This is a genomic window from Dermacoccus sp. 147Ba, assembly GCF_004151355.1.
Classification (GTDB): Bacteria; Actinomycetota; Actinomycetes; order Actinomycetales; family Dermatophilaceae; genus Dermacoccus; species Dermacoccus abyssi.
This window is the reverse complement of the sequence record NZ_SEHL01000003.1, coordinates 152,375-165,452: the sequence shown is the minus strand read 5'-3', so window position 1 is coordinate 165,452 and position 13,078 is coordinate 152,375. Positions and strand designations below refer to the sequence as shown.

Sequence of the window (13,078 nt, the reverse complement as noted above, 5' to 3'; positions counted from 1 at the left end):
CGCCGCTACCCGAGCATGCGGGTGGCGGACGAGAGATCGGCGGGCACGCGGTAGACGCGCTGCTCGCCGTTCTTCGTCACGGTGACGACGAATGCGTCACCCTCCTTCGTCACGTTCTCGACGGTGGCGTCCGGCACGAGCGAGCGGACAGCCGTTGTCACGTTGCGCACCTGCGTCGCGGTGGCGTTGTCGCGGAGCTGAGCCTGCGCGGCGGCACTGGCGTCCGTGGCCCACGACGTGACGACCGCTTGAGCTCCTGCTCCGAGGGCGACGAGCGTGGCCGCGACGGTCAGCGTGACCGTGGCGAGTGTGCGGATGGGACGACGACGGTGAAGCCTTCGTGGCATGGCGTTTCTCTCCTTCGAGGTTGTCTCGCGAACGAGCGTCACCGCCCCGGCTGTGGCGCTCCTGTCACCGCCGTGTCACCGGCATGGGAGCCGTCACCGGACGTTCGTCCCGGCGCCCCGCCTCGCAGCGGGGGTAGTCTGCGAGGTACCGGACGGGCGCATCAGCGCAGCCGTCCGCCTCTCGTGAGGACGAGTCACATGAAGAAAATCGTCGCGTCGCTGTACGCGCTGTTGAGCGCGAGTGTCGTGGCGTGCGGCTCCCCCGAGGCCGCCGTGACCGACTCACCGTGGTCGTCCGTCGCCACAGGCATGAGCGGCGACTGGGGTTGGCGACTCGTGCAGTCGACGAAGGGTGAGCACCGTTGCCTGGGCCTCGTCGCGGGGCGCGACGGTGAGGTGCCCTCGACGAAGGCTGCGGGACGCGCCCTCGCGCAGCCGCGCAAGGATGACGACGTGCGCGCCTCCGGCTCGTGCTCCTTCGTCGGAACCCTTTCGAAGACGACGACACGCGACGTGAAACTCGAGCTCGACGACGCCTCGACCCTTTCGGCGGGCATGGTGCCGGCCAAGGCCATGACTCTGCTCGCGGGAACCGTCACGACGCCGACCCAACCGATCGTCGACATCGAGGGACTCCCCCGGGCCCGCTACTGGCTCGCACCGAATCTCGACACGAGCGGCACCTTCGACCTCCAGGGCGCCGACGGCGCGGCGGTCGCCTTCACCACGCCCCTGTGATCACGCCTCGTGGACGCACCCGCGAGTTGAGACAATGCCGGACGTGAACACGAGCGACGTCCCCTGGGCCATGCAGATCGCGCTGCGCGTGGAGAAGAGCGACCCACCGAGCGACATCGACGCCTGTGAAGCGGCCGCTCGCGCGTGCGTCGGGCTGATCGTCGAGGCGGAGCGTCGGGCCGTCGCCCCGCTCGCTGAATCGGACGAGGCTGTGGTGGACACCTCGTGGCTCGAGGCCGTCGACGCGTGGCGCGGCATCGCCATCCGCAAGATCGTGCGGCGCGCCCGCGGCAAGCGCTGGGACGACGCGCAGACCGTGCCCGGCTTCACGTGCACGCAAGGCCGCGCCGAGGCGCGCGCCTTCGTCCCGGCACCGGTCAAGCCGCTGCCGCCCGAACTCGCGAAGATGCAGGTCGAAGGCACCGCGCTGCCCGAGGGTGAGAGCACCACCGAGAACGCGATGGTGACAGTGCGCATCAGCCCCCTCGTCGAGATGACGAGCGGCAAAACGGCCGCACAGTGTGCCCACGCGGCGCAGCGGGCGTGGGAGGCGATGACGCCCGACGAGCGCAGCCGTTGGGCGAACGACGGCCACCGCGTGCGGGTCGTGCGCGACACGGAAGCGGCTTGGGCCGCCGACGCGGGCCGCGTCAGCATCATCGACGCCGGCTTCACCGAACTCGAGGGCCAGCACGAGACGACACGCGCGAACTGGTGAGTGCGAGGCGTTCGGCTTGAGCGTCGCGTTCCCCGTCCGGGGCGAGGCTCTCCCACATGCGCGACTCCTCGCGCATGTGGGGAGGTCAGAGCCCAAGGGTTCCCCACTCGCGCGGCATCTCGCGCATGTGGGAGGCGCCGTGACCGCCCCCATCTGTCCACGGGGTCGCAGCAGCCTTGGTGATTCTTGAACGTTCAATAGCCTGGGTCGACATCCCCTTTCGAAGGAGCAGGTATGAAGATCGGCGTCGTTCTCGGATCCATCCGTGACACCCGCAAGGGCGAACTCGTGGCGCAGTGGGTGTTCGACCAGTCATCCGCACGTGACGACGCCGAGTTCGAGCTCATCGACCTCGCCTCGTTCGACGTGCCGCTCCTGACGAGTGCCACCCTCCCGGCCCAGGCGAACCGCTCCTACGACAACGAGCAGGTGACGGCGTGGAGCAAGGCGATCGACGCGTGTGACGCGTACGTCTTCGTCACGCCCGAGTACAACCACGGTGTGCCCGGCGGCTTCAAGAACGCCGTCGACTCCCTCGGCCCGGAGTGGCAAAGCAAGCCCGTCGGCCTCGTCTCCTACGGCGTCGACGGCGGCGTGCGCGCCGTGGAGCACTGGCGCCAGATCCTCGCCAACTTCCACATGATCGTCGTGCGCCAGCAGGTCTCGCTCCTGCTGTTCAGCGAGTTCACCGAGAACGGCCTCAAGCTCGAGGACCGCCGCTCCGGCGAGCTCACGATGCTGTTCGACCAGGTCGTCTCCGCGGCCAAGCGCTGCGCCTGAGCGGTTCCCTCACGGCCGGCCGGCGCTCGCGGACGGCGGGCTCGGCGCACTAGGGTGCGTTCACCCCATCAAAGGATCCACCCATGTCAGCCGCACCGCGCCTCGTCGTCGATCTGGACGTGCTCGAACGCAACATCGAGACGATGGCGGCCCGTGGGCGGCGAGCCGGGCTCCCGATTCGGCCGCACGCCAAGACACACAAGATCCCCCGGATCGCCGCGATGCAGCGAGACGCCGGCGCCCGGGGATTCACGCTCGCCACGATCAGTGAGGCCGAGGTCTTCGCCGCGGCGGGCTTCGACGACCTGTTCATCGCCTACCCGCTCTGGGTCGACGCCGGAGACGGGGCGAGAGTCGCACGGTTGAGCGAGTCGGCGCAGATCACCGTGGGGTGCGACAACCTCGATGCAGCCCGATCCCTCCGTCGCCATACGGGCACCGCTTCGCTGCGCGTGCTCATCGAAGTCGACTCAGGCCAACACCGCAGTGGCGTGACGCCGGGCGACGCGGGCGAGTTGGCGGCTGCCGTGGCCGGGCTCGGCCTCGACGTCGTCGGCGCGTTCACCTTTCCCGGGCACTCCTACGCCCGTGAGGCGCGCGGCAGCGCCGCCCAGGACGAGCGCGCCGCTCTCTCACTGGCTGCCCAGGCCATGCGAGCCAAGGGCGTAGAACCGAACGTGCGAAGCGGCGGGTCGAGCCCGAGCATGGCGTTCGTCAGCGACGGGCCGTCTGTTTCGTCGGCGGGAACCTCACCTACCTCGTTGACGGTCGGCGAACCTGCACCCGCCGACGCGGCCTCGTCGGCGCCCACCGAAATGCGGCCTGGCGCCTACGTGTTCAACGACGCTCAGCAGTGGGAACTCGGGGCGTGCACCGCCGAGGACATCGCCCTCACCGCGCACGGCACCGTCGTCAGTCACGCGGGAGGACGCCTCGTCGTCAACGCCGGGAGCAAGGTGCTCGCCCCCGACAAGGCGGCCTGGGCCACCGGTCACGGGCGTCTGCTCGACCACCCCGACGCCCGCATCATGCAGCTGTCGGAGCACCACGCCGTCGTCGACATGGGCGGTTCGTCGTTGCCCGCGCTCGGCTCGACCGTGCGCCTCGTGCCCAACCACTGCTGCAACGCGATCAACTACGCGGACGAGGTCGACGTCGTGCAGGACGGGCGGCGCCTCGTCACGTGGGCCGTGGCCGCCCGCGGCCTCAACGGCTGAGCGGCTGGAAGGCGTAGCGCTTACGCGGCGCCAGCGCACTCAGCTGCGCCGCTTGGACGCTTGGGCGCCGCCGCGGGCGAGAGAACCGTCAGCGAATGAGGCGGCCGATGGCGTCGCGCACCTCGGCGAGTTTGATCTCCTGCTCGTCTCCCCCGGCGCGGGCCGCGTCGACGACGCAGTGGGCCATGTGGTCGTCGAGCAGTTCGAGCGCGACGGCCTTGAGGCCGGACTGGATGGCCGAGATCTGGGTGAGCACGTCGATGCAGTAGCGGTCCTCGTCGACCATCTTCTCGATGCCGCGCACTTGCCCCTCGATCCGCTTGAGGCGCCGCGAGAGCGCCCTCTTCGAGTCGTGGTAGCCGGGCGTTTCAGCCGATTCGTCACTCGTGCAGCAGGTTTCGGCCACCGAAGGCGTTTCGGTCATGACTGGTCCTTCCCGCTCGACGACGAGGCGGCGAAGCCTCGCAGACGCAGACTGTTGAGGACGACGAACACGGAGCTGAAGGCCATCGCCGCGCCCGCGATCATCGGATTGAGCAGGCCGAACGCGGCCAGCGGTATGGCCGCCACGTTGTAGGCGAAGGCCCAGAAGAGGTTGCCCTTGATCGTGCCGAGGGTGCGACGGGCGAGGCGGACGGCGTCAGCCGCCACGCGCAGATCGCCGCGCACGAGCGTGATATCGGCCGCCTCGATGGCGGCATCCGTGCCCGTGCCCATCGCGAGGCCGAGGTCGGCCGTCGCGAGCGCGGCAGCGTCGTTGACGCCGTCGCCCGCCATCGCGACGACGCGCCCCTCACCCTGCAGGCGCGTGACGACGTCGACCTTGTCGGCGGGCAGCACATCGGCGATGACATCGGCGATGCCCACGTCGGCAGCCACGGCGTGCGCGACACGCTCGTTGTCGCCGGTGAGCAGCACCGGGCGCAGGCCGAGTTCCTTGAGCTCGGCGACGGCCTGGGCGCTCGTGGGCTTGATCGTGTCGGCGACCGCGACGAGGCCGCGCGCCGCGCCGTCCCAACCCACCGCGACCACGGTGGCGCCACCCGCTTGAAGGCGAGCCGCTTCGTCGGCGAGGGCAGCGGGAACCGGCATCGACCAGTCCTCGAGCAGCGCTGGTCGACCGACGACGACCTGGCGGCTCGTGTCGCCGTCGACCACGACGCCCTGGACGCCCAGACCGGGCACGTTCTCGAAGGAGTCGAGCGTCGGGCGCAGCGCCGTGCGGTCCTGCGCAGCCCGCGCGATGGACTGGGCGATGGGGTGTTCCGAACCGCTCTCGAGCACGCCGGCGTAGGTGAGCACGTCGCCGTCGGCCTCACCGTCGGCGGCGACGACGGTCTGTACGCCCATCTCGCCACTCGTCACGGTGCCCGTCTTGTCGAGCACGACGGTGTCGACGCGACGGGTCGATTCGAGCACCTGCGGGCCCTTGATGAGGATGCCCAACTGCGCGCCGCGACCCGTACCGACCATGAGGGCCGTGGGCGTCGCAAGGCCGAGCGCGCACGGGCAGGCGATGATGAGCACGGCGACAGCGGCGGTGAAGGCACCCTCCACGTCGCCGGCGATCACGAGCCACGCCACGAACGTCAGCACCGCGAGGGCGATGACGACCGGTACGAAGACACCGGAGATCCGGTCGGCCAGACGCTGGGCGTCGGCCTTGCCGTTCTGGGCGTCCTCGACGAGCTTCGCCATCCGCGCAAGCTGAGTCTCGGAGCCGACGCGGGTGGCGCGCACGTCGAGCCTGCCGCCCGCGTTGAGGGTGGCCCCGACGACCTCGTCGCCGTCCGTGACGTCGACAGGCACCGACTCGCCGGTGAGCATGGACGCGTCGATGGCCGACGTGCCGTGCTCGACGACGCCGTCCGTGGCCACCTTCTCGCCCGGGCGCACGACGAAGCGATCACCGACGGCGAGCGCGCGCACGGGGATGCGCTCCTCGCGCTCGGAACCGCCCGAGCCGCGCAGGACGGTGACCTCCTTGGCCCCGAGGTCGAGCAGCGCGCGCAGCGCCGCGCCGGAGGCACGCTTGGAGCGGGCCTCGATGTAGCGGCCGAGCAGGATGAACGTCGTCACGCCTGCGGCGGCCTCGAGGTAGATGTTCGAGCTACCGTGCCCGCTCGAGGAGGCGAACTCGAAGCCGTGCTTGAGGCCGGGCATGCCGGCGTGGCCGAAGAAGAGTGCGTAGAGCGACCAGCCGAAGGCCGCGAGGACGCCGACGGAGACGAGCGTGTCCATCGTCGTCGAGCCGTGGCGCGCGTTCGTCCACGCCGCACGGTGGAACGGCCACGCGCCCCACACGACGACCGGCGCGGCCAGCGTCAGCGACAGCCACTGCCAGTTCGTGAACTGCAACGGCGGCACCATCGCCATGAGGACGACCGGCACGGTGAGAACCGCGCTGATGAGGAGGCGTTGACGCAACTCCTCCGTGTGTCGTTCGGCGTCCGACAGCGGCGCGTCAGCACCATCGGCATCAGCGTCGCCCACAGGAGTGAGCGGCTCGGGTTCGATGACGCTCGCGCCGTACCCGGCCTTCTCTACGGTGGCGAGGAGGTCGGCGACGTCGGTGCCCCCGGGGTAGCTGACGTGCGCCTTTTCCGTGGCGTAGTTGACGCTCGCGTCGACGCCGTCGAGCTTGTTCAGCTTGCGCTCGATGCGGTTGGCACACGACGCGCACGTCATGCCGGTGAGCGCGAGTTCGACCTCGTCATGGGTGGTGGTCGCCTGCATCCTCGTCCTTCCTCACTCGATGCGGAGCGCGGCTGAAGACGGCGCGGGCGTGGGGAGCCACCTTCAGCTGCGACTGCGGTTCGCCGTCGCCGTTCGGCCGATCACGCGAGCTGGTATCCGGCCTCGGTGACGGCCGCTTCGACGGCCTCGCGCGAGACGGGCTCGTCGGAGGCGAAGGTGAGGCTGCCGCTCTCGTGGTCGACCGTGACGTCGCGGACGCCCGCGATCTCCTCGACCTCTTCGGTGACGGACGCAGCGCAGTGGCCGCAGGTCATTCCGGTGACGGTGTAGCTGTTCTCGTGAGCCATGGTCTTCTCCTCTCGGGTGCGGCGCGCAGCCGCTCGGTGAGGACAACAGTATACCCCCACGGGGTATTCGCCGACAGGGTGATCTCCGCGACGCTCTTCACGCAGCGTGCGCTCCACGTTCACGGCAGGGCCACTCACAGCGGCGGAAAATCATCGAAAGTCGTTGTGTTCCAGCACTCGACGATCAGGACGCATCATGTTCGACATCTCTCGCCGCCACTTCGTCGTCGGCGCCGGAGCCGGCTTCGGCGCGACGCTCATCGGAGCGAACGCCACAGCTTCCCCCGGCGGGGGCCGACTTTCTCAGAACCCGTTCGCTCTGGGAGTGGCTTCCGGCGACCCCCTGTCCGACTCCGTCATCCTCTGGACCCGCCTCGCCCTCGACCCGCTGGACGAGAGCGGTTTCGCCGGCATGCCGGCGCGCACCGTTCCGGTGCAGTGGCAGGTCGCCGAGGATCCCGGCATGCGGCGCGTCGTACGTCGCGGAACCTTCAGGGCCAGGCCGGAGAACGCCCACAGTGTCCACGTCGATGTCAGAGGGCTGCGGCCTGGACGCGAGTACTGGTACCGCTTCAAGGTGATGCGTTGGCTCTCACCGATCGGCCGCACCCTCACGGCACCCGCCCCTCACGAGATGCCGGCCTCGCTCGCCATGGCCTTCGCCAGCTGCGCACAGTACGAACACGGCTTCTTCACGGCCTACCGGCGACTCGCACAGGATCACCCGGACCTCGTTCTTCACCTCGGCGACTACCAGTACGAGTACAGGGCGAACACCTACGTCTCCCCGGACGGCAACGTGCGCGACCACGCCGGGCCCGAGACGTGCGACCTCGCGAGCTACCGCCAACGCCACGCCCAGTACAAGGCCGACGTAGACCTGCAGAGCGCACACGCCGTCGCGCCGTGGCTCGTCGTGTGGGACGACCACGAGATCGACAACAATTGGGCCGCGGGCGTGCCCGAGAACACCAAGGCCGAGGAAAACAACGGTACGCCCGCGGCGTTTGCTGCGCGGCGGCGCGACGCCTTTCGCGCCTACTGGGAGAACATGCCGCTGCGCCTGCCCCAGCCGAAGGGCGCTTCGTTCCGGATCTACCGCCGCACACAGTGGGGCCGCCTGGCCACCTTCCACATGATGGATACGCGCCAGTATCGCGACGACCAGCTCTACGGCGACGGGTGGAAGGCCAAGGGCCCCGAGATCGACACGCCCGGACGTTCGATGACGGGAGAAGCTCAGGAGAAGTGGCTGCTCGACGGGTTCACGGCGTCGCGCCAGCGTTGGGACATTCTCGGACAGCAGGTGTTCTTCGCCGCGCAGGATGCCGACGCCGGCCCCGGCGAGAAGTACTCGATGGACGCGTGGGACGGCTATCGGGCGAACCGTTCGCGCCTCACGAAGGGGTGGACCGAGGCGGGCGTCCGCAACCCGGTCGTCCTCACCGGGGACGTGCACAAACACTGGGCAAACGACCTCAAGCTCGACTGGTCGGACCCCGATTCCCCCGTCGTCGGCTCCGAGCTCGTCTGCTCGTCGATCACGTCGACCGGTGACGGTTCCCACTCGACGACCAGCCCGAACCAGCGCATCAACCCCCACCTGAAGTTCTACAACGACGACCGCGGCTACGTCACCACGCGCATCACCCCGGAGGCGATGACGGCCGAGTTCCGTTCGCTCGACATCGTGACGAAGCCCGGCGCCGACGCCGTGACGAAGGCCCGTTTCCGCATCGAGGACGGTGTTCGCGGCCTCCAGCGGGCCTGATGCGATGCCCACGTGAGCCACGCCACTCGTTTTGACCACGTCGACAAGAACCGTCCATCCTTGGCGAGTTCTCCCGCCCGCGACGGCGACCCCGACGCAGGCGCTCCACCCTCGCCCACCCTCAGCGAAGGACACCAGTGACGCAGATCGACACGACCCGAGCGACCCCTTCGACGCGGCGGGCTCCCCGCCCCCACTCGGGCTGGGACGCTCCGACGCGCGTGCGCATCACGCTCACGGCGGCCTCGATCTTCGTCCTGCTCGTCGGCGCGAACCTCATCACGCCACTGTTCCCGCTGTTCTCCGCGCGCCTCGGGCTGACGACGAGCGACGTAACGCTGGCCTTCGTCGCGTACATCGTGCCGCTCGTCGTCGGGCTACCGATCGTCGGTCACTGGTCCGATCACTACGGACGACGGGCCGTCATGGCCGTCGCCGTGGTGGTCGCCCTGCTCGGGACAGCGGCGTTCGTCACGGCGCAATCGCTCGGCGCGCTCGTGCTCGGCCGCGCTCTGCACGGCGCGGCCGTCGCGCTCGCCACCGGCACCGCAGCGGCGAGCCTGCGCGACCTCCTGCGCGAGCGATCGGAACTCGCCACGGCTCTGACGCTCCTCAGCTCGGCGGGCGGCGTGGCAGCCGGCCCGTTCATCGGCGGTTTGCTCTCGCAGTTCGGCGACCCGATGCACACGCCCTACCTCGTCCACGGTGCCGCCGTCGTGGTGCTGCTCGGCCTGCTCATCGCGGTGAAGCCGCTCCCGCCCGTCGCGCCTCCGCCCGCCGACCACCCGCGCTGGCTGACGCTCATGCCCGCCATGCCGCGCGTGTCCGCGACGACGCGTCGCATCTTCACCCTCGCTGCGGCGACCGGGTTCCTCTCCTTCGCCGTGTTCGGCTACTTCCTCGCCATCGCCCCCGGTCGCTACGCCGATCTGCTCGGCGGCTCGCGCCTCATGGCCGGCATGCTCGCGACGATCGCGCTCGGCAGCTCGGCCGCCGCACAGCTCGCTCCGATCCGCGGGGCGCACAAGGCCGCGGTGGCCCTCACCCTCATGACCGGTGGACTCGCTCTCGCCTTCTACGCCGACCACGCCCACACCGCACCGGCCCTCGTCGTCGCAGGCTTCCTCATCGGCAGTGGCCAGGGCGTCGCGTTCCGCACGCTGTTCGCCACGATGAGCGCGCTGACGCCGCCGCGCGAGGTGGCACGCTCGGTGAGCCTCATGTACGTGGTCACCTACTGCGGCAGCGCCATCCCGGTGCTCGTCCTCGGCATGGCGATCGACCACTTCGGCGCAGACACACCCGTTGGCGTCTACTTCGTCGCCACCATCGTCATGGCAGCGCTGCTCGCCCTGGCCTGCCTGCGCTACCGCGTGCCGGCACGCGACGAGTTCGCCCACCACGGGCACTGAGCCCGGTCGGCGGTCCGCGACGAGCCGAACCGTCAGCTCGACGCGAGGTGCTCCCCGAAGCGCTGCATGCCCGAGATCCAGCGGTCGTAGTCGGCCGTCTTGCCGCGGAGCATGTCGAGCACGTTGGCGTGCGGGAGGATGAGGAAGGTCTCGGCCCGCATGGCATCGACGACGTCCTGCGCCACCTGCTCGGGGCTGAGCACCGGCCCCGACTCCGTGACGGCGCGCTGTGCAACGCGCGACCCCTCGCTCACGTCGGTGAGCAGCGCCGTGTCGACGCCCATGGGGCACAGGCACGACACACGCACACCCTTCGTGCCGTAGGTGACGGCGAGCCACTCGGAGAACGCGACGGCGGCGTGCTTCGTCGTGGCGTACGTGGCCGAGCCGAGCTGCGTGATGAGGCCGGCGGCCGACGCCGTCGAAACGAAGTAGCCCTCGCCGCGCCCGACCCACCCCGGCACGAGCGCCTGCGCTGCGCGCACGTGCGCCATGACGTTGACGTCGAACGACGCCGCCCACGCCGCCTCGTCGGCGAGGTCGGCTCCACCGCCGATACCCGCGTTCGCGGCGTACACGTCGACGGGCCCGTCGAAGGTCTCCTCGGCCAGCGCGATCATTGCGGCGATGTCGGCCGGGTCAGCCGCGTTGCCCGCCCGCGCGGCTACGGCTCCGTGGGTCTGCGCGAGGCGCTCCCGCATCGCTTCGAGGCGGTCACCGTCGAGGTCGCTGATGACGACCTTGGCCCCCTGTTCGAGGAAGGCCTCCGCCATCGCGGCGCCGATTCCTCCCGCGGCGCCCGTGACGATGCACACCTTGCCAGCCAGCTCCATGATTCGCTCCTTGCTCCGTCGCTCAACGTGTTCCCGATCACATCACACGTCACCGACAACCCCGGACACGGCCCCACCGGAACGAGACGGGGCCGCCCGGACTTGGGGTCGAAACCAGCGAAGGCGCGGGGTAGTTTCGGGGACATGACGTGGTTCCCACCCGAGATCCCGGCGTCCGCGGGCGCCATGCTCTTCGACGAGGCGGGCAACCTCCTCGTCCTCGAACCGACCTACAAGAAGGGCTGGACGATCCCCGGCGGCGCGATGGAGGCCGACGGCGAATCACCCTGGGACGCCTGCCGCCGTGAGGTGCTCGAGGAGACGGGGCTCGTCGTCACCTCGGGGCGCCTCGCCGTCGTCGACACGCGGCCCGACAAGCAGACGGGCACGATCGGCCTGCGCTTCCTCTTCCACTGCGGCACGCTCACCGACCAGCGGATCGCGTCGATCGAGCTGCAGGAGAGCGAGATCCGCAGCCACCGCTTCGTCGATCGAGAGGGTGCGAAAGCCCTCCTTTCCAAGCCGGTCCGACGACGCGTCCTCGCCGCCTGGGACGCACCGCACTGCCTCTACCTCGAGAACGGTCGCCCCGTGGAGGGCATCGAGACACCGGCGTCATGACACCGAGCCGGTGTCGGATCGGTCACATCATGAGCTCCGTGCGGAATAGCGCCCGATCGGGCAGGCTTATGCGTTGGCAGACGTGGGCGGCGCTCGCCCTCCACCGACATTCCCCGAAAGGTTGCGATTCTCCATGGTCAACCCCGGCAAGGCCCTCGGCCGCGCACTCATCGGCTCGCTGTTCATCTACGGCGGCCGTAACGCTCTCGTGAACCGTCAGCACCTCACGGGTCTGATCGACAACGCGCAGGAGCAGTACGGCGTCAAGGAGAAGGTGCCCGCCACCTCCGAGCAGCTCATCCAGGCAAACGGCGCCGGCATGGTCGCCCTCGGTTCGACCCTCGCGCTCGGCATCAAGCCGAACCTGTCCGCCATCGGCCTGCTCGGCATGATCGGCGTGACGACGGCCGCTGCGCACGACTTCTGGAACCTCGAGGACCCGCAGGAGCGCAACGAGCAGATGACGAAGTTCTTCGGCAACGTCGCCGCTGCCGGTGGCCTCATCACGCTGCTGTCGACGAAGGGCTGATCCGTCGCGCCACCAGGCGCCCAGATCGCACCGAAGCCGCCCTCCCCCATGGGGACGGGCGGCTTCGTCGTGTCGCGGCTCGACGGAGCGATCAGTTGACCGGCGTCACCGCGCGGCCGTCGGCGAGCCACGTGCGCACGTTCTCCAGCACGGTGTCGGCCATCGCACGGCGCGTTTCGCGGGTGCCGCTCGCAATGTGCGGCGTGAGCACGACGTTGTCGAGCGCCATGAGAGCCTCGTTGATGTGGGGCTCGTTCGGGTAGACGTCGAGGCCCGCCCCCGCGATGGTGGCGTCGTTCAACGCCTGGACGAGCGCGTCCTCGTCGACGACGGTGCCGCGCGCGATGTTGACGAGGTAGCCCTCCGGCCCGAGCGCAGCAAGGACGTCGGCGTCGACGAGCGCCTTCGTCGCGGCACCGCCGGGCGTCAGGACGACGAGCACCTCGGCCCAGCCGGCAAGCTCTACGGCACTGCCGAAGTAGCGGTAGCTCGTCTCGACCTCGTTGCGGTTGTGGTAGCCGATCTCGCACCGGAACCCCTCGAGCCTCGTCGCCACCTCCTGGCCGATGCGGCCGAGACCGAGGATGCCGACGCGCCGCCCCGTCACCTCGCGCTGGAGCGGGAACGCGCCGTTCTTCCACTTCCCCGCGCGGGCGAACCGGTCGGACGCGCTGATCCCGCGCAGCACGTCGATGATGAGCCCGACGCCGAGGTCAGCGACGCCGTCGTTGAGGACGTCGGGGGTGTTCGAGACGGTGATGCCGCGCTCGCTCGCCGCCTCGACGTCGGTGCTGTCGTAGCCGACGCCGAAGTTCGCGATGAGTTCGAGATCGGGCAGGGCGTCCATGAGGTCGGCGTCGAAACCGGCGAACGAGGACGTCACGGCAACCTTCACGCCGGCTCCGTGCTCATCGAGGAAACTGCGACGCTCACTCTCGTCGGCGGGCAGGCACAGCGCGCCGTCCTCGGTTGTCAGTTCCTCGGTCAGGTCGGGCAGAAGGACGTGCTGTCCCGCGATGACGACGTTGCTCATGGCCCCATCCTGCCAACTGCCCGAACGACCGTGGG

Annotated in this window: 14 protein-coding genes; 8 read left to right on the top strand and 6 right to left on the bottom strand. The window is 69.7% G+C overall.

The features are described from left to right. Window positions 1-5 precede the first annotated feature (5 nt). Window positions 6-347, bottom strand: a complete 342-nt coding sequence (locus EVU97_RS05230) for a hypothetical protein (RefSeq protein ID WP_129664095.1) — start codon at window positions 345-347, stop codon at window positions 6-8. 198 nt (window positions 348-545) lie between these two features. Here EVU97_RS05230 and EVU97_RS05225 point away from each other — a divergent pair, with 198 nt between their 5' ends. From EVU97_RS05225 to EVU97_RS05210, 4 genes are all read left to right on the top strand, one after another. Beyond that, on the top strand, window positions 546-1,085 hold the full coding sequence (locus EVU97_RS05225; RefSeq protein WP_129664093.1) for a hypothetical protein: 540 nt from the start codon (window positions 546-548) through the stop codon (window positions 1,083-1,085). A gap of 43 nt (window positions 1,086-1,128) precedes the next feature. Next, window positions 1,129-1,803 carry a peptidyl-tRNA hydrolase gene (locus tag EVU97_RS05220; protein WP_369798723.1) on the top strand — a complete coding sequence of 225 codons (675 nt, stop codon included), beginning with the start codon at window positions 1,129-1,131 and terminating at the stop codon, window positions 1,801-1,803. 234 nt (window positions 1,804-2,037) lie between these two features. Further along, entirely contained in the window at window positions 2,038-2,583 is a 546-nt protein-coding gene (locus EVU97_RS05215) for an NADPH-dependent FMN reductase (RefSeq protein ID WP_129664091.1), read from the top strand. Between the two features lie 83 nt (window positions 2,584-2,666). Beyond that, window positions 2,667-3,800 carry an alanine racemase gene (locus tag EVU97_RS05210; RefSeq protein ID WP_129664089.1) on the top strand — a complete coding sequence of 378 codons (1,134 nt, stop codon included), beginning with the start codon at window positions 2,667-2,669 and terminating at the stop codon, window positions 3,798-3,800. A gap of 88 nt (window positions 3,801-3,888) precedes the next feature. Here the strand turns inward: EVU97_RS05210 and EVU97_RS05205 are convergent, their stop codons facing one another. The 3 genes from EVU97_RS05205 to EVU97_RS05195 all read right to left on the bottom strand — a co-directional run bounded on the left by EVU97_RS05205 (window position 3,889) and on the right by EVU97_RS05195 (window position 6,844). Then, entirely contained in the window at window positions 3,889-4,224 is a 336-nt protein-coding gene (locus EVU97_RS05205) for a metal-sensitive transcriptional regulator (RefSeq protein ID WP_047310507.1), read from the bottom strand. Then, window positions 4,221-6,536 carry a cation-translocating P-type ATPase gene (locus EVU97_RS05200; RefSeq protein WP_129664087.1) on the bottom strand — a complete coding sequence of 772 codons (2,316 nt, stop codon included), beginning with the start codon at window positions 6,534-6,536 and terminating at the stop codon, window positions 4,221-4,223. Before EVU97_RS05200 ends, EVU97_RS05205 begins: the two co-directional genes overlap by 4 nt. A 101-nt stretch (window positions 6,537-6,637) precedes the next feature. After that, complete coding sequence (locus EVU97_RS05195; protein WP_118912817.1) at window positions 6,638-6,844, bottom strand: heavy-metal-associated domain-containing protein; 207 nt, start codon at window positions 6,842-6,844, stop codon at window positions 6,638-6,640. Between the two features lie 196 nt (window positions 6,845-7,040). Here EVU97_RS05195 and EVU97_RS05190 point away from each other — a divergent pair, with 196 nt between their 5' ends. Beyond that, on the top strand, window positions 7,041-8,615 hold the full coding sequence (locus EVU97_RS05190) for an alkaline phosphatase (protein WP_129664085.1): 1,575 nt from the start codon (window positions 7,041-7,043) through the stop codon (window positions 8,613-8,615). A gap of 137 nt (window positions 8,616-8,752) precedes the next feature. After that, window positions 8,753-10,027 carry an MFS transporter gene (locus EVU97_RS05185; RefSeq protein ID WP_165357888.1) on the top strand — a complete coding sequence of 425 codons (1,275 nt, stop codon included), beginning with the start codon at window positions 8,753-8,755 and terminating at the stop codon, window positions 10,025-10,027. 32 nt (window positions 10,028-10,059) lie between these two features. Here the strand turns inward: EVU97_RS05185 and EVU97_RS05180 are convergent, their stop codons facing one another. Further along, window positions 10,060-10,860 (bottom strand): SDR family oxidoreductase, encoded by an 801-nt coding sequence (locus EVU97_RS05180; protein WP_129664082.1) that lies wholly within the window; start codon window positions 10,858-10,860, stop codon window positions 10,060-10,062. A 144-nt stretch (window positions 10,861-11,004) separates the two neighbouring features. On the opposite strand from EVU97_RS05180, the gene EVU97_RS05175 reads away from it, so the two are divergent. Continuing rightward, window positions 11,005-11,481: an NUDIX hydrolase gene (locus EVU97_RS05175; protein WP_129664080.1), complete on the top strand. Its 477-nt coding sequence runs from the start codon at window positions 11,005-11,007 to the stop codon at window positions 11,479-11,481. 133 nt (window positions 11,482-11,614) lie between these two features. Then, window positions 11,615-12,010 (top strand): DoxX family membrane protein, encoded by a 396-nt coding sequence (locus EVU97_RS05170; RefSeq protein ID WP_052946773.1) that lies wholly within the window; start codon window positions 11,615-11,617, stop codon window positions 12,008-12,010. A gap of 91 nt (window positions 12,011-12,101) precedes the next feature. Here EVU97_RS05170 and EVU97_RS05165 read toward each other — a convergent pair whose 3' ends face one another. Next, entirely contained in the window at window positions 12,102-13,043 is a 942-nt protein-coding gene (locus EVU97_RS05165) for a 2-hydroxyacid dehydrogenase (RefSeq protein ID WP_129664079.1), read from the bottom strand. Window positions 13,044-13,078 lie beyond the last annotated feature (35 nt).

Excerpts from the sequence above, each read along its gene's own strand:
- EVU97_RS05230 (WP_129664095.1), bottom strand. The coding sequence starts at position 347 with ATGCCACGAAGGCTTCACCGTCGTCGTCCCATCCGCACACTCGCCACG.
- EVU97_RS05225 (WP_129664093.1), top strand. The coding sequence starts at position 546 with ATGAAGAAAATCGTCGCGTCGCTGTACGCGCTGTTGAGCGCGAGTGTC.
- EVU97_RS05215 (WP_129664091.1), top strand. The coding sequence starts at position 2,038 with ATGAAGATCGGCGTCGTTCTCGGATCCATCCGTGACACCCGCAAGGGC.
- EVU97_RS05210 (WP_129664089.1), top strand. The coding sequence starts at position 2,667 with ATGTCAGCCGCACCGCGCCTCGTCGTCGATCTGGACGTGCTCGAACGC.
- EVU97_RS05205 (WP_047310507.1), bottom strand. The coding sequence starts at position 4,224 with ATGACCGAAACGCCTTCGGTGGCCGAAACCTGCTGCACGAGTGACGAA.
- EVU97_RS05200 (WP_129664087.1), bottom strand. The coding sequence starts at position 6,536 with ATGCAGGCGACCACCACCCATGACGAGGTCGAACTCGCGCTCACCGGC.
- EVU97_RS05195 (WP_118912817.1), bottom strand. The coding sequence starts at position 6,844 with ATGGCTCACGAGAACAGCTACACCGTCACCGGAATGACCTGCGGCCAC.
- EVU97_RS05190 (WP_129664085.1), top strand. The coding sequence starts at position 7,041 with ATGTTCGACATCTCTCGCCGCCACTTCGTCGTCGGCGCCGGAGCCGGC.
- EVU97_RS05180 (WP_129664082.1), bottom strand. The coding sequence starts at position 10,860 with ATGGAGCTGGCTGGCAAGGTGTGCATCGTCACGGGCGCCGCGGGAGGA.
- EVU97_RS05175 (WP_129664080.1), top strand. The coding sequence starts at position 11,005 with ATGACGTGGTTCCCACCCGAGATCCCGGCGTCCGCGGGCGCCATGCTC.
- EVU97_RS05170 (WP_052946773.1), top strand. The coding sequence starts at position 11,615 with ATGGTCAACCCCGGCAAGGCCCTCGGCCGCGCACTCATCGGCTCGCTG.
- EVU97_RS05165 (WP_129664079.1), bottom strand. The coding sequence starts at position 13,043 with ATGAGCAACGTCGTCATCGCGGGACAGCACGTCCTTCTGCCCGACCTG.